Raw genomic sequence first — 13,943 nt, 5'->3', positions numbered from 1 at the left:
GTCAGGAACGCGACCCGCGCGACTGCTCGTCGGAGTCGTCGTCCGCCGGCGGGTCGATCGGACGATCACGCGGGTCGGGAGCCTCGGAGTCGAGCGCTGCGAGCTCCTCCTCGAGACGGCGGATGCGCTCGTCCTGGTCGCTGGTGGTGTTCAGGCGTCCGAGGAACTCCGGGTCGTCGTCGGGGGCGCGGAAGGCGACACGGCTCGACGAGGCGCGAGCACGGCCGATGACGAACCAGAGGATGCCGCCCACGACCGGCAGCAGGATGACGATCAGCAGCCAGATCGGCTTGCTGACCCCGCGGTGACGGGTCGGAGACTGGACGGCGCAATCGACGACGCTGTAGACCCAGAACGCGGCCAGCAGCAGCGCCAGAACGAGGTACACGCGCGCCATTCCTCCATCCTAGGCGCGCGTTCGCACCCCGAGGCTGCCGGGCGACGGCACGAGGGCACGGTCGTAGAATGGGGATATGCGTGCCCGCTCAGCCCTCGTCTTCGCGTTGCTGCGGCTGCTCGCCTTCTTCGTCCCGTTCGGCATCATGATGCTCTTCCCGGTCCTGCGCGAGCAGTACTGGCTCGCCGCCATCTTCGCCGCCCTCATCGGTCTCAGCCTCTCGATGCTGTTCCTCCGTCGTCCGCTGGACGAGGTCTCGGCCGGCATCGCCGAGACCCGCGCGGCGCGTAAGCGGGCCGAGAGTGACGAAGCGGTCGAGGACGCGGCGAACTGACGCTCAGGCGACGAACGCCCAGAGGATGAACGCGCTCCACGCGAGCGATGCCAGCGAGCTCAGCTGCAGCGCGACGATGAGTTCGCGCGGCGTGCGGTAGGTCCAGACGATGAGCGTGGCCGAGAGGGTCGCGAGCAGGACGATCAGCGAAAGCCACGCCACCGGGTAGAAGACCGCCAGGATCGGCACGATCGCGAACGGCACGAGCATGAACACGGTGTAGAGAACCTGGGACGCGCGCTTGCCGATGAGGACCGTGAGGGTGCGCTTGCCCGCGACACGGTCCTGATCGATGTCGCGCAGGTTGTTCGTCACCAGCACGCCGCACGCGAGGGCGCCGACGGCGATCGACGGGATCCAGGACTCCTGCGGCACGGACCCCGCCTGCACGAAGGTCGTGCCGATGACCGCGACGGGCCCGAAGAAAACGAACACGAAGAGCTCGCCGAGACCGAAGTAGCCGTAGGGTCGCTTGCCACCGGTGTAGAACCACGCCGCGACGATGCAGACGGCCCCGACCGCGAGCAGCCACCAGAACTGGGTGCGGATGACGATCGCGAGGCCCGTGACCGCCGCGATGCCGAAGAAGATGAGGGCGGCGATCAGGACCGCGCGGGGCGCGACGCGTCCCGACGCGGTCAGGCGGGTCGGTCCCACGCGGTGGTCGTCGGTTCCCCGCACGCCGTCGCTGTAGTCGTTGGCGAAGTTGACCGCGATCTGAAGAGACACCGCGACGACGAGGCAGCAGAGGGCGAGAACCCAGTGGAAGCCCGCTCCGACGGCGATCGCGGCGCCGGTTCCGACGAGGATCGGGCTGATGGCGAGGGGGAGGGTGCGCAGCCGCGCGGCACCGATCCAGTCGCGCGCCGTCACCGGGGCGGGCTTGGACGGCGCGGACGAGACGCGCGTCTTCGCCGGGTTGCCGCGCGAACCGGAGCGCTTCGCGGCGGGCTTGCGTGAGGTTTTTCGGGATGCGGCCACGACCAAGAATCCTATCCGCGCTCCCCCGCGCCACCCCCTCCCGCGTACGGCGCCGCAGGCGGAGACTGGGCGCATGCTGCACATCGGGAACATCGTGCTCACCGTCGAGGACATCGATCGCGCCATCACGTTCTGGACGCAGGCACTCGGCTACACCGCCCGCAAGACCGACGTCGACTGGGCTCTCCTCGACTCGCCCGAGAAGACCCGATGGAGCGACCCGCTGCCGAGCCTCGCCCTCTCAGTCACCGGCTACCCGCAGCACTACCCGCCGCGGATCCATCTCGACCTCTACGCCGAGGATCAGGGCGAGGAGGTCGCCCGACTGCTCGCCCTCGGCGCGCGCGAGGTGGACTGGGACGGGTACCCGGACGATGCGGACTGGATCGTCCTCGAGGACACCGAAGGCAACCGGTTCTGCGTCGTGCAGACCGGTCCGTTCGCATCAGGCGCCGGGGACGGCGTCCTCCGCGAGTAGTCGCCGGAGCAGCGCGCGGTCGGGTTTGCCGCTCGCGGTCAGCGGCACGGCATCGAGCACGAGCAGCTCCCGCGGACGCGCCGGCGCACCGATGGCGGCCGCGACGACCCGGCGCACCTCCTCGAGCACGTCGGGCTCACCCCGGCCGGCGAGCGCTGCCCGTGAGAGGACGACGACGGATGCCGCACCCCACCGCTCGTCCGTCGTCGGCACGACCACGGCACCCTCGAGTCCCGTCACGGTCCGTGTGGCCTGCTCTACCCGGTCGAGCGAGACGTTCACACCACCCGAGACGATGACGTTGTCGCGGCGACCCGTGACCCGCAGCACGCCGTCGTCGAAGGACCCGGAGTCGCCCGTGCGGTACCAGCGCGCCCCGTCCTCGTCCCGGACGAACGCCTCGGCGGTGAGCTCGGGATCGCCGAGATAGCCGTCGGCGAGCGTCGGGCCACTCAGCTGCACCTCGCCGTCGGCGATCCGCACGCGCACACCCTCGAGCGGTCGGCCGTCGTAGACGCAGCCTCCGCTCGTCTCGGTCGATCCGTAGGTGCGGACGATCCGCGCACCGAGCGCGAGGGCGCGCTCGGCGAGAGCGGGCGGGAGCGCCTGCCCGCCGACGAGCACAGCCTCGAACGACACGAACGCACGCGCGACCGCGGCATCCGTCTCCCCCGCCTCGACCACTGTCTGCACCTGCGCAGGCACGAGCGACGTGTACGTCGGGATCCGGCGCCCGCCCTCGCTCGCGGCCATCGCCGACGCCGCCGCGGTGAAGGTCTGCGCCGTGAACGACCCCGCCAGGATCGCCGGGTCGCGCCCGGCGACGAGCGCCCGCACCATGACCTGGACGCCGGCGACATAGGTGGCGGGCAGGGCGAGGAGCCAGCTGCCGCTGCCGATGCGGTCGGCGGTCGCGAGCGCCGACGACGTCAGCGCCGACCGGCTGAGCGCGACGGACTTCGGGTACCCCGTCGACCCGCTCGTCGTGACGACGACGGCCGTGCCCGCCGCGACCTCGCCCGGCAGGCCCTCCGCGCCGCCGAGCGCCACCGCGGGCCCCGCGCCCAGCACGGCCGCCCGCAGCGCCCGCAGGACGTCACGAGGATCGGCGGAGTCGAGGCGGCGCAGCTGCATCGCCGGACTCAGAAGTGGTACGGGTAGGGCGACCAGTCCGGGTCGCGCTTCTCGAGGAACGCGTCGCGGCCCTCGACGGCCTCGTCGGTGCCGTAGGCGAGCCGGGTCGCCTCGCCGGCGAACACCTGCTGGCCGACCATGCCGTCGTCGATCGCGTTGAACGCGAACTTCAGCATGCGGATCGCGGTCGGAGACTTGCCGAGGATGGTCCGCGCCATGTCGAGGGCCTGGCGCTCGAGGTCGGCGTGCGGCACGACGCGGTTGACCGCGCCCATCTCGTACGCGCGCTGCGCCGAGTACTCCTCGGCGAGGAAGAACACCTCGCGCGCCACCTTCTGCCCCACCTGGCGCGCCATGTACGCCGAGCCGTACCCGGCGTCGAACGATCCGACATCCGCGTCGGTCTGCTTGAACCTGCCGTGCTCGGCGCTCGCGATGGACAGGTCGCACACGATGTGCAGCGAGTGTCCGCCGCCCGCAGCCCATCCCGGGATCACCGCGATGACGACCTTCGGCATGAAGCGGATGAGGCGCTGCACCTCGAGGATGTGCAGCCGCCCCGCCCGCGCCGGATCGTGGACCGCGCTCTCGTCGTCGGAGTACTTGTACCCGTCGCGTCCGCGGATGCGCTGGTCGCCGCCGGAGCAGAACGCCCACCCGCCGTCCTTCGGGCTCGGTCCGTTGCCGGTGAGGAGGACGACACCGACCTTCGGGTCCTGCCGCGCGATGTCGAGCGCCCGGTACAGCTCGTCGACGGTGTGCGGGCGGAAGGCGTTGCGGACCTCGGGCCGGTCGAACGCGATCCGCGCGACCCGCCCGTCCGTCGAGACGTGCGCGGTGATGTCGGTGTAGCCCTCGGCGCCGGGCGCCGGGGTCCACTCCGCCGGGTCGAAGAGCTCGGAGACGGTCACCGGGCCAGCCTACGCGCGGGGCCGAGTCGAGCGGATGCCGCACAGTGTCACACTCGCCGTCGCGAGGAGCCGCGCGCCCCTACCCTGGAGCGGTGACGTCCCGCGCTCTCCCCTCCCTCGCCGCCGCCGTGCTGGCGCTCGCCCTCTCCGCCTGTGCGCCTGCCGCCCCGAACGCCGACCCCGGCCCGTCGTCGCCGGCACCGTCCGCCGCGACGTGCACCGCCGACTCCGGGGTGACGGTCATCGTCGACGGCGGCGATCTGCCGGGCGCGGACGAGGTCGCACTCGACACGTGCGTCGCCGCCGATGAGCCGATCGCGGCGACCGACGCCCTCGCCGCCGCCGGCGTGGAGCTCGAAGGGACGACCGAGTACGGAGACGCGATCGTCTGCCGCGTGAACGGACAGCCCACCGCCGACGAACCCGTCGGATCGACCGAGGATCCCGACTACGTCGAGACCTGCGAGAGCATGCCCGCCGGCTTCGCCTACTGGGGCCTGTGGGTGCGACCGTCCGCCGACGCGGATTGGGGCTTCGCGCAGGAGGGAATCGAGACCCTGCAGCTCGCACCCGGCGAGAGCCTCGAGCTGCTCTTCTCGCTCGACGGCGAACCGGCGGCTCCGACGTCGTGACCTTCCGCCCCGGACCGCTGCGGGCCGCGGCCGCCGTCGCGGTCGGGTTCGTCGTCGTCCGGGTGCTCTACCGCGTCCTCTTCGGGGGCGCGGACGGCGACGGTGCGGTCCTCCTCGATCTGCCCTCGTGGCGCCTGCCCGCCCCCTTCGCGCACGTCGCGGTGCTCGGCCCCGTGACCTCCGACGGACTCGTGGATGCCGCGGCATCCGCTCTGCCGATCGCGGTGCCGCTGCTGATCGTCGGAGCGCTCGTCGCGGTGATCGACGTGCCGCGCCTGCTCGCGCGCGCGGCGCGGCGCGGTCCTCTGCAGGGGCTCGCGCGTGCGCTCGCCCTCGCATGGGCGACCCTGCCCGCACTGGCCGACGCCGTGCGCGTCGTGCGGCGGGCCGCGCGGCTGCGCGGTGAGCGCCCCGGGGTGCGACTGCTCGCGCCGGTCCTCGAGCGCACCCTGCAGCGCGCTGTCGCCCTCGGGACGGCGCTCGAACTGCGCGGGTACGCCGGGGCGGGCGAGGTCCTCCGGGCCGATCCCGTCGTGCACCTGGACGGCGCGGCGTGGGGGTACGGGGACCGCACCGTCGCGGCCGTCGACCGGCTCGGCCTGGCCGCGGGGACGCTCACCCTCGTCGTCGGCCCCACCGGCGCGGGCAAGACCACCGTGCTGCGGGGCCTCGCAGGACTCCACACCACCACGGACGGCGGATGGATCGCCGGCACGATCGACGTGGTCGGGATGCCGCGCGACGCGCGGCTGCCCCGCGACACCGCCCGGTCGGTCGGGGCCGTGCTGCAGGACCCCCGCCAGGGGTTCGCCGCCGAGCGGGTGCGCGACGAGATCGCCCTCGCGCTCGAGCTGCGGGGCGCGGCGGGCGGGGAAGTCGACGCGCGGGTCGCCGAGAGCGCGGAGCGGGTCGGGGTGACGCACCTGCTGGACCGTCGAGTCGGGGAGCTGTCGGCGGGTGAGGCGACACTCGTGGCGATCGCCGCGGCGATCGTCGACGGCCCCGCCCTCCTGCTGGTCGACGAACCCCTCGCGGATCTCGACACGGCATCCCGCGCCCGGATCGTCGCATTGCTGGCCGATCTCGCGCACGGGTCGGGGGTCTGCGTCGTGGTCGCGGAGCATCGCGCCGGTGAGTTCGCCGCTGTCGTCGATGACGTCGTGAGCGTCGGCGGGCGGGACGAGGCAGCGCTGCCCGAGCCGCCGGCCAGGGCGATCGGCGCGAGGGTCCTCGAGGCACGCGGGGTGACCGTGCGGCACGGCTCGCGGACCGCGGTCGACGGCGCGGACCTGCGCGTCGCGGCCGGCGAGATCGTCGCGGTGCGAGGGCCGAACGGCGCCGGCAAGTCGAGCCTGCTGACCGCGATCGCGCTGGGCGCGCCGGGTGTTCGGGCGACGGGCGACGTCGCCCTGGTCCCGGACGCCTCGGACGATCTCTTCGTCCGCGACACCGTCGAGGCCGAGTGCCGTCACGCCGATCGGCGCGCACGGACAACCGGCACAGCCACCCTGTTCCTCGACCTGCTCGGCATTGCGGCCGACTCCCCCGCGGCAGACGCGCTGCATCAGCGGCATCCGCTGGACCTGTCAGCCGGCCAGCGACGGTGCCTCGCGATCGCGATCCAGTGCTCACAGCGACCCGCCGCGCTGCTCGTCGACGAGCCGACGCGTAGCCTCGACCCCGCCGCCCGCGCGCTCGTCGCGACCGCGCTCGTGCGCACGGCGGAGACCGGGACCGCAGTCGTCTTCGCGACGCACGACGCGGGGCTCGCTGGTGCCCTGGCAGATCGCACGGTGCGCATCGAGGCCGGGGTGCTGCGCCCGGGCGGTCTGCCGTCGGATCCGGCGATCGTCACCGGATCCGGATCGATCGCGCCCGCGGCATCCGAATCCCGCGACACCGTCCGGATCCGCGAACAGCCGGATGCCGTACCGCGCAGCCCTCGCTCGCGCGGACTCGTGCTGCTCGCCGCGAACCTGCTCGCCGCCGGTGCGTTCGCCTGGCCGCTCGTGGCGGCCGCGCTGCCGTCGCAGGCGCAGGCTGCGGCGCCCGTCATCGCCCTGGCACTCGCTCCGCTCGCCGTCGTGCTCGTCGCGACCACCGTCGACGCGTCGATCCGCTCGGCCCACACACTCGCCCTGCTGGCGACGCTGGCCGCGATCGGCGGCGCCATCCGGCTCGCATCGACGGGTGTCGGCGGTGTCGAGGCGCTGTTCGTCCTGCTGATCCTGGCCGGCCGCGCCTACGGAGCACGGTTCGGGATGCTGCTCGGCGCCGCGTCACTGCTGCTGTCGTCGCTCGTGTGGGGTGGTGTGGGGCCCTGGCTGCCGTTCCAGATGTTCGCCTGCGGGTGGGTGGCCGCCGGCGCCGCGCTCCTGCCGACGAGGGTGCGCGGGCGGGGCGAGATCGTGATGCTCGCGCTTCACGGCGCCGTGGCGTCGTACCTTTTCGGTCTCGTCATGAACCTCTGGTTCTGGCCGTTCGCGGTCGGCGCCGGAACGACGATCTCGTACACGCCCGGGGCACCCCTGACCGAGAACCTCGCGAGCTTCCTGCTCTACTCGCTCGTCACTTCGACGGCGGGATGGGACACCGTGCGCGCGGTCACCACCGTCGTCGGGATCGCGCTCGTAGGACGCCCCCTGCTGCGCTCGCTGCGCCGCGTGAAGCCGGTCTCGGTCCCCGTCGCAGTGCCCGGGACGCCCGAACCCGTCGCCGTCGTGCGAAGCTTGTAGGGCGGCCCTCACCCCCGACGAGCGCCGCGGAAGGACCCCCGCATGAAGATCACGAGATCATCCGATTGGCGGGATGCTCTTCCGTTCGAGACGCCCGTGCTCGCCGCCGACGCTGTGCCCGGCGAACCGACCCGTTGCGTGAGCTGCCCCGCCGGCAGCGAGCCGCGCGAGCGCACCGAACTGTGGGTCGTGAAGCACCGGCATCCCAACAATCACGCGGGCTTCGTGCGGTATTACTGCGCCGAGCACGCCCCGAAGACCGCGCCGCCGCCCGCGCCGTCCGTCGCCCGCCCGGGCAAGGCCCGTGGCACCGCGCCGAAGCCGCGTCCGGAGCGCACGGTCGCTCCGAAGCGCCCTGCGGCGTCGCTCGACGTCGTGCGCGCGATGTGCCCGGACTGCTTCGTCGAGGTCTCCGCGACCGGCGTCTGCGGGATGTGCGGCCAGCAGGTCGCCTGATCGCGGATCAGGGTTCGTCCGGTGCGTCCGCGACGTTCGCGAGCCACCAGCCTTCGAGGTGATCGATCGCCGCGGCGGGGAGGAGCCCCGAACCCGTCGAGAGGCCGGTCGTCCCGCCCCCTCCTGGCGTCTGCAGGCTGCGCAGGAGCAAAACCGATGTGCCGAGGACGGTCACTCGCACGTGTGGCTTTTCACCTTCGCGGACCTCGTATCGCAAGACGCCCCCGTCCGTCCGCTCGGTGACGCCGTCGCACGACGCGATGAGGCCCACGAGCGGTGCAGCGGCAGCCTGCGTGGCTGATCCGAATCGCCAGACGGATGCCGCATAGGCGAACCCGACAGCGGCTTCGGTCTCTCCACTGACACGCGCGGACGTCTGGTCGATCGCACCCGCGGCGAACATGTCGTCGGCGGGCTCGGAGTAGGCGGGGGTGTCGCCGACGGCCACGGTGCACGCCGCCGCCGGATAGCCCGGCTCCGTCCTGGCCGGGGCGCATGCGCCGTCACCTCGCAGGTGACGCGCCGCCGTCCACTGCATCGTCGACACGTCGTCGATCCCCGGCATCCCGTCCACGGAGTTGCCCACGCGGAGGTCCTCACTCGCCTCCACCGTGCACGCGCGGGCCTCGTCGGGTGACGATACGACCGTGCGTGACGGCGTTGGAGTCGGCATTTCCTCGGACTCGATACTGGCCGTGGACACGCAGCCCGCAAGAGCGATCGCGGGGAGCAGCACGGCGGCGAGTCGGAGGGGACGCACCCTCGCAGTATGCCGTGTCCGAGCCCTCGCCTACCGTCGGCACGGTGACGGAACCCGTGCGGTGGTGGTGGCAGCGACGCCAGTTCTCGCGCGGCGTCGAGGTGCCCTACCCCGTCGGCACCTACCGATCGGCGTGGGCGGCCTACCCCGAGCTCGTCCGGCAGTACCACCCCGACCTCAACGAGGGCATCTCGCTGTCGCAGATCCCGCCGGCGGCCGACGTGCTGCTGTGCTGGGAGTGCACGGCCGGCCACCGGTTCGCCGCGACGCCCACCGAGCAGCGCGAGCGGCCGGGGCGGGTCCGGCGGCGGTCCGCCTGGTGTCCCGAATGCTCCGCCCTCGCCGCGCCGCGACCGGTGAAGGTCATCGAGCGGGTGGATGCCGCGCAGGTGCTGGCTGCGGTCGACCGTGCGAAGGCGGTGCGGATGCCGGTGGCCCCCGCTCCGGCGCCGCGACCGACGCGCACGGCGCCCGCGATCTGCGAGAAGACCCCCGACGTCCCCGTCGGCGAGCCGTTCGTCAGCGCGTGCGCTCCCCGGCCGGCATCCGCTGCCGAAGGGCGACTGCGACAAGGGCTCTCGCAGGCGCTCCTGTTCACCGAGGGGATGACGGCGGTGCGGGTGAGCCGGCCGTTCTTCCGGCACCGGGAGGTGTGGCCCGACATCCTGCTTCCCGAGCTGCGGGTCGCGATCGAGTACGACACCCCGGGGCGTCACGGGCTCGAGCACGTGGGGCGGCGAGAGGCATCCGATCGACGGAAGGACGCGCTGCTGCGCAGCGCGGGCTGGGAGGTCGTCCGGATCCGCACGGGCGGGCTCGAGCCCCTCGGCCCGCACGACGTCGTGCTGCGGACGGCGGGGGCGAGGACCGTCCCGGCGATCCTCGACGCGCTGCGCGGCATCCGCGGCGATCTCGTCGTCGACGCCTACCGTCGCTGAGTCAGAACGGCTCTTCCCAACCGATCACCGTGGCGTTCCCGAGGGGTACCGCCCCCGGCGCGAGCACGTGCGGGATGCCGTGGAACCATGCTCCGCTCACGCCGCGACGCACCATCTCCTCGAGCCACGCGCGGTTCGCCGGCGGGATTTCCGTCGCCGTCTCGAAGGACGCCGGGTCGAAGGGCGCCACCTCCGACGGGTGGATCGGGTCCCCGGTCGCCGTGATCGTCCGGTCGAGGACGACGGTCCCCGCGGGCAGGTCTCCTGCGGGGATCGCCCAGAACTCCGCGCGCGGAAGCTCCTTGCCGCGCACCTCACGCCAGGCGCGCCAGATCGCGTGCGGGTGCACCGGGCTGAGGAAGACGACCTCCGTCCACGACCTCCCCGTGCCGGGGATCGCGGTGTCCCGCAGCCGGCGCCGTTCCGGAGTGTCGTCGTACTTCGCGATGGCGCGCGCGTGCGCGGTCAGGTCGAGCGCCGCCAGCTCGGATGCCGGGAGGAGCGCATCGCCCACGAGATCGACCCGCTGGTGGAAGACGAACCTCACATCACCACCGTACGGCGACCCATCCGTCTCAGCCGAGCGCGACCGCCGTCCACGACACCGGCGGCAGCGTGATCGTCAACGTGTCGCCGTCGAGCACAGCGGACTCGTTCGCTCGCGGCGCGACGCGCTCCCGGTCGGCGAGAGTGTTCTTCGCGTAGACGTCGTCGTCCGAGAGCGTGTGCGTCTCGGCGATCGAGGTGGCGCCCAGGCCCGACACGTCCACCGTGATCTCGATCGCATCGGTCGTGCTGCGGTTGACGAGGAAGACCGCGCTGCGGCCGGTCGCGGCGTCGCGCGTGGCGACGGCGTCGACGAGCGGGACCTCGCCGAAGACGGCCGTCTCGTACGACGGCGCGTCGACGAGCACTCGCATCGCGTTCCCCTGCGCGAGGCGCGAGGTGATCGAGAACGGGAAGAACGTCGTCTGGCGCCATGCCGGTCCGCCCGGCTCGGTCATGATCGGCGCGATGACGTTCACGAGCTGCGCGAGCGAGGCGCTCGCGACCCGGTCGGCGTGCTTGAGCAGCGAGATCATGAGGCTGCCGAAGACCACGGCATCCACCACCGAGTACACGTCCTCGAGCAGACGCGGCGCGACCGGCCAGTTGTCGATGCCGTCGATCTTCTCGACGTTCTCCCACCGCGACAGGTACCAGACGTTCCACTCGTCGAACGAGATGTCGATATTCTTGGTGGACCGCTTGACGGCGGCGACATGGTCGGCGGTCGCGACGACCGTCTCGATGAAGCGGTCCATGTCGACCGCCGAGGCGAGGAAGCTGTCGATGTCGCCGTCCTTCTCCTCGTAGTACGCGTGACACGAGATGAGGTCGACGTCGTCGTAGGTGTGGGTGAGGACGACCCGCTCCCACTCGCCGAAGGTCGGCATCGTCGCGCCGGACGAACCGCACACGACGAGCTGGATCGACGGGTCGAGCTGGCGCATCCCCTTCGCCGTGCGGGATGCGAGCTTGCCGTAGTCCTCCGCCGAGCGGTGGCCGAGCTGCCACGGTCCGTCCATCTCGTTGCCGAGACACCACATGCGCACGTCGAAAGGCTCCGTCGCGCCGTTCGCGACGCGCTGGTCGCTGAGCGTCGTCCCCGACCGGATGTTGCAGTACTCGAGCAGGTCGATCGCCTCGAGCGTGCCGCGCGTGCCGAGGTTCACTGCCATCATCAGGTCGCTGCCGACCTTGTCGAGCCACGACGAGAACTCGTGCAGGCCGACCTCGTTCGTCTCGGTGGAGTGCCACGCCAGGTCGAGGCGACGCGGGCGCTCGGCGACGGGCCCGACCGAGTCCTCCCAGCGGAAGCCCGACACGAAGTTGCCGCCGGGGTAGCGGATCGTGTCGACCCCGAGCTCCTTGACGAGGTCGATCACGTCGGTGCGGAACCCCTCGGCATCCGCCGTGTCGTGACCGGGCTCGAAGATGCCGTCGTAGATGTGCCGGCCGAGGTGCTCGACGAAGCCGCCGAAGATCTTGCGACGGACCTCGCCGATGGGGGCTGCGGCGTCGACAATGAGGCGTGCGGAGGTCATGTAGGGCTTTCTTGGTCAAACCGGTAAACGTTGTAATTCATGATGGCGGCGCGAATGCCGGTCGTCAAGCGTCAGCGGACGCAATGGATCCGCGACGGCACGCCGTCGAGGCGGGCGCGAACGCGGCGTGTCGCGCGGGGTCCATCGCATCCGCGAACACGGCACGAGCGGATGCCGCAGGCAGACCGCCGAGCGGATGCCGCAGGTCAGTGCGCCGGCGCCGATTCCCGCACGCGCAGCTCGAACGGCGCCGACACCACACCCGCAGGGCCGGCGGCATCCGCCACCCGGGCGAGGAGAGTGTCGACCGCGGTCTGCGCGATCCACCGGCGTCCCGGATCGATCGTCGTGAGGGACGGGATCGCATACTCCGCCTCGTCGAGGTCGTCGAAGCCGACGACGGCCACCTCGTCGGGGACGCGGCGTCCGGCCTCCTGCAGCGCGCGGATCGCCCCGAGCGCGAGGGTGTCGTTCAACCCGAACACGGCGTCGAATCCCGCTCCCCGAGCGAGGAGGCCCCGGACCGCGTCCGCGCCGCCCGCACGGTCCCAGAACCGGGTCTCGACGATGAGCTCGGGATCGAGGGCGATGCCGGCGTCGGCGAGTGCGGCCCGATATCCCCGGAGACGCAGCCCGGCGGCGCCGTCGTCATCGTGCGCGCCGAGGACGGCGATGCGCCGGCGGCCCGCGGCCAGCAGGTGCGCCGTCGCCGCCTGCGCCGCCTCGGCGTTGCGCATGGTCACGTGATCGATGGCGGCGTCGTACACCCGCTCGCCCAGCAGCACCGCGGGATAGGCCCGCGGGCGGTCGGCGAGATCCGAGGCCTGCAGGCCGAGCGGACTGAGGATGAGCCCGTCGGTCAGCCCGAGTCGCGGGCTCCGCAGCAACTCGCGTTCCCGCTCGCGTTCCCCGCCGGTCTGCTCGACCAGCACGACGACGCCGCGCTCCTCGGCGCGGGCGATGACCATCCCGGCAAGCTCGGCGAAGTAGCTGAACGACAGATCCGGCACGGCGAGCGCAATCACCCCGGTCCGCCCGTTGCGCAGGTTCCGCGCCGTCAGGTTCGGGGTGTACCCGAGCTCCGCGATCGCCTGCTGCACCCTCTGCCGCGTCGACGCCCGCACATGAGGGTGGCCGTTGATGACGTTCGACACCGTCTTGATCGAGACGCCGGCCAGCCGCGCCACATCGTGCACCGTCGGTGTCATCGGCCCTCCCGCGCGTCACTGTACAGCGGAGCGCAACCCCCACGTCCCCACCGGGCACCGTCCCTAGGCTGACGCCATGACCTCCACAGCCAAGAGCGCCGCTCACGATGCGAAGAACAGCCGGGCGGTCCACGTCCTCGCACGGGCAGGGTTCGCCGCGAGCGGTCTCGTCCACATCCTCATCGGCGTCATCGCGATCTCGATCGCCGTCGGTGGCGGCGGCGGGCAGGAGGCCGACCAGTCCGGCGCACTCGCCCAGCTCGCGGCAGCACCCGGCGGCGTCTTCCTGCTGTGGGCGGTCACGGTCGGGCTCGCAGCGCTCGGAGTGTGGCACCTGCTGAGCGCCGTCCTCGACCGCAGCGCGGAGTCCGGCAAGGACAGGGTCGTGCACATCGTCAAGAACGGCGCGAAGGGTGTCGTCTATCTGGCGATCGCCGTCACCGCGGGCACGTTCGCCGCGGGCGGGTCCTCGAGCTCGTCCGGGTCGACGACCTCGCTCACCGCCGGGCTCCTCTCGACCCCGGGTGGGGTCTTCCTCGTCGTGGCCGTCGGGATCGTGCTGATCGCCATCGCGGGATACCTCGTGTTCAAGGGCGTCACGCGTCGGTTCGAGCGCGACCTCAGCATGCCGAGTGGGACCGCCGGCCGCGGCGTGCGGCTCCTCGGCACGGTCGGCTACATCGCGCGCGGCGTGGCGATGGCGGGTGTGGGCGTCCTCTTCCTCGTCGCAGCCGTCACCAACGACCCCGAGAAATCCAGCGGCCTCGACGGCGCCCTGCGGACCATCGCCGATCTACCCGCCGGCAAGATCCTCCTGGTCCTCGTCGGCGCGGGGTGGATCGCCTACGGCGTCTACGCCTTCTTCCGGGCGCGCTACACGCGGCTCTGACCG

The 13,943-nt window shown here is 72.3% G+C and carries 15 protein-coding genes; 7 read left to right on the top strand and 8 right to left on the bottom strand.

Going from position 1 to position 13,943, the window contains the following annotated elements; all coding sequences use genetic code 11:
- Position 1: 1 nt before the first annotated feature.
- Positions 2 to 397, bottom strand: a complete 396-nt coding sequence (locus tag M3190_RS04210) for a PLD nuclease N-terminal domain-containing protein (protein ID WP_251578620.1) — start codon at positions 395 to 397, stop codon at positions 2 to 4.
- A 76-nt stretch (positions 398 to 473) separates the two neighbouring features.
- Here M3190_RS04210 and M3190_RS04205 point away from each other — a divergent pair, with 76 nt between their 5' ends.
- The gene (locus M3190_RS04205) at positions 474 to 731 is read left to right on the top strand and encodes a DUF4229 domain-containing protein (RefSeq protein WP_251578618.1); all 258 of its coding nucleotides are present in this window, start codon (positions 474 to 476) and stop codon (positions 729 to 731) included.
- A 3-nt stretch (positions 732 to 734) separates the two neighbouring features.
- Here the strand turns inward: M3190_RS04205 and M3190_RS04200 are convergent, their stop codons facing one another.
- The gene (locus tag M3190_RS04200; RefSeq protein WP_251578616.1) at positions 735 to 1,712 is read right to left on the bottom strand and encodes a 1,4-dihydroxy-2-naphthoate polyprenyltransferase; all 978 of its coding nucleotides are present in this window, start codon (positions 1,710 to 1,712) and stop codon (positions 735 to 737) included.
- 73 nt (positions 1,713 to 1,785) lie between these two features.
- Here M3190_RS04200 and M3190_RS04195 point away from each other — a divergent pair, with 73 nt between their 5' ends.
- A complete protein-coding gene (locus M3190_RS04195) occupies positions 1,786 to 2,190 on the top strand; it encodes a VOC family protein (protein WP_251578614.1) in 405 nt (134 codons plus the stop codon).
- Here M3190_RS04195 and M3190_RS04190 read toward each other — a convergent pair.
- Complete coding sequence (locus M3190_RS04190) at positions 2,158 to 3,324, bottom strand: AMP-binding protein (RefSeq protein WP_251578612.1); 1,167 nt, start codon at positions 3,322 to 3,324, stop codon at positions 2,158 to 2,160. The two genes, M3190_RS04195 and M3190_RS04190, sit on opposite strands and share 33 nt — an antisense overlap.
- Positions 3,325 to 3,332: 8 nt before the next feature.
- Positions 3,333 to 4,235 carry a 1,4-dihydroxy-2-naphthoyl-CoA synthase gene (locus M3190_RS04185; protein ID WP_251578610.1) on the bottom strand — a complete coding sequence of 301 codons (903 nt, stop codon included), beginning with the start codon at positions 4,233 to 4,235 and terminating at the stop codon, positions 3,333 to 3,335.
- Positions 4,236 to 4,327: 92 nt separating this feature from the next.
- Between M3190_RS04185 and M3190_RS04180 the strand changes: the two genes are divergently transcribed.
- From M3190_RS04180 to M3190_RS04170, 3 genes are read left to right on the top strand one after another with little or no spacing between them, the layout of a single operon-like run.
- Positions 4,328 to 4,867 carry a hypothetical protein gene (locus tag M3190_RS04180; protein ID WP_251578608.1) on the top strand — a complete coding sequence of 180 codons (540 nt, stop codon included), beginning with the start codon at positions 4,328 to 4,330 and terminating at the stop codon, positions 4,865 to 4,867.
- Positions 4,864 to 7,602, top strand: a complete 2,739-nt coding sequence (locus M3190_RS04175) for an ATP-binding cassette domain-containing protein (protein ID WP_251578606.1) — start codon at positions 4,864 to 4,866, stop codon at positions 7,600 to 7,602. Before M3190_RS04180 ends, M3190_RS04175 begins: the two co-directional genes overlap by 4 nt.
- 42 nt (positions 7,603 to 7,644) lie before the next feature.
- Positions 7,645 to 8,058, top strand: a complete 414-nt coding sequence (locus tag M3190_RS04170; protein WP_251578603.1) for a glucose-6-phosphate dehydrogenase — start codon at positions 7,645 to 7,647, stop codon at positions 8,056 to 8,058.
- Positions 8,059 to 8,065: 7 nt separating this feature from the next.
- On the opposite strand, the gene M3190_RS04165 is transcribed toward M3190_RS04170, so the two are convergent.
- Positions 8,066 to 8,644, bottom strand: a complete 579-nt coding sequence (locus M3190_RS04165) for a hypothetical protein (protein WP_251578601.1) — start codon at positions 8,642 to 8,644, stop codon at positions 8,066 to 8,068.
- 218 nt (positions 8,645 to 8,862) lie between these two features.
- On the opposite strand from M3190_RS04165, the gene M3190_RS04160 reads away from it, so the two are divergent.
- Positions 8,863 to 9,756 (top strand): zinc-ribbon domain-containing protein, encoded by an 894-nt coding sequence (locus tag M3190_RS04160; RefSeq protein ID WP_251578599.1) that lies wholly within the window; start codon positions 8,863 to 8,865, stop codon positions 9,754 to 9,756.
- 1 nt (position 9,757) lies between these two features.
- Here M3190_RS04160 and M3190_RS04155 read toward each other — a convergent pair whose 3' ends face one another.
- The 3 genes from M3190_RS04155 to M3190_RS04145 all read right to left on the bottom strand — a co-directional run bounded on the left by M3190_RS04155 (position 9,758) and on the right by M3190_RS04145 (position 13,051).
- Positions 9,758 to 10,303 (bottom strand): hypothetical protein, encoded by a 546-nt coding sequence (locus M3190_RS04155; protein ID WP_251578597.1) that lies wholly within the window; start codon positions 10,301 to 10,303, stop codon positions 9,758 to 9,760.
- A 28-nt stretch (positions 10,304 to 10,331) separates the two neighbouring features.
- Entirely contained in the window at positions 10,332 to 11,843 is a 1,512-nt protein-coding gene (arfA, locus tag M3190_RS04150) for an arabinosylfuranosidase ArfA (RefSeq protein WP_251578595.1), read from the bottom strand.
- Positions 11,844 to 12,049: 206 nt separating this feature from the next.
- Positions 12,050 to 13,051 carry a LacI family DNA-binding transcriptional regulator gene (locus tag M3190_RS04145; protein WP_251578593.1) on the bottom strand — a complete coding sequence of 334 codons (1,002 nt, stop codon included), beginning with the start codon at positions 13,049 to 13,051 and terminating at the stop codon, positions 12,050 to 12,052.
- Positions 13,052 to 13,127: 76 nt separating this feature from the next.
- Here M3190_RS04145 and M3190_RS04140 point away from each other — a divergent pair, with 76 nt between their 5' ends.
- On the top strand, positions 13,128 to 13,940 hold the full coding sequence (locus M3190_RS04140) for a DUF1206 domain-containing protein (protein WP_251578591.1): 813 nt from the start codon (positions 13,128 to 13,130) through the stop codon (positions 13,938 to 13,940).
- The last annotated feature ends 3 nt before the right edge of the window (positions 13,941 to 13,943 follow it).

It is taken from the genome of Microbacterium oleivorans (genome assembly GCF_023715745.1).
Classification (GTDB): domain Bacteria; phylum Actinomycetota; class Actinomycetes; order Actinomycetales; family Microbacteriaceae; genus Microbacterium; species Microbacterium oleivorans_D.
The sequence above is the reverse complement of the archived record's forward strand: the minus strand, read 5'-3'. Positions and strand labels throughout refer to the sequence as shown.

Bases quoted from the DNA above. Each gene is read 5' to 3' on its own strand.
- arfA (WP_251578595.1), bottom strand. From the start codon at position 11,843: ATGACCTCCGCACGCCTCATTGTCGACGCCGCAGCCCCCATCGGCGAG.
- M3190_RS04170 (WP_251578603.1), top strand. From the start codon at position 7,645: ATGAAGATCACGAGATCATCCGATTGGCGGGATGCTCTTCCGTTCGAG.
- M3190_RS04210 (WP_251578620.1), bottom strand. From the start codon at position 397: ATGGCGCGCGTGTACCTCGTTCTGGCGCTGCTGCTGGCCGCGTTCTGG.
- M3190_RS04195 (WP_251578614.1), top strand. From the start codon at position 1,786: ATGCTGCACATCGGGAACATCGTGCTCACCGTCGAGGACATCGATCGC.
- M3190_RS04140 (WP_251578591.1), top strand. From the start codon at position 13,128: ATGACCTCCACAGCCAAGAGCGCCGCTCACGATGCGAAGAACAGCCGG.
- M3190_RS04145 (WP_251578593.1), bottom strand. From the start codon at position 13,051: ATGACACCGACGGTGCACGATGTGGCGCGGCTGGCCGGCGTCTCGATC.
- M3190_RS04190 (WP_251578612.1), bottom strand. From the start codon at position 3,324: ATGCAGCTGCGCCGCCTCGACTCCGCCGATCCTCGTGACGTCCTGCGG.
- M3190_RS04205 (WP_251578618.1), top strand. From the start codon at position 474: ATGCGTGCCCGCTCAGCCCTCGTCTTCGCGTTGCTGCGGCTGCTCGCC.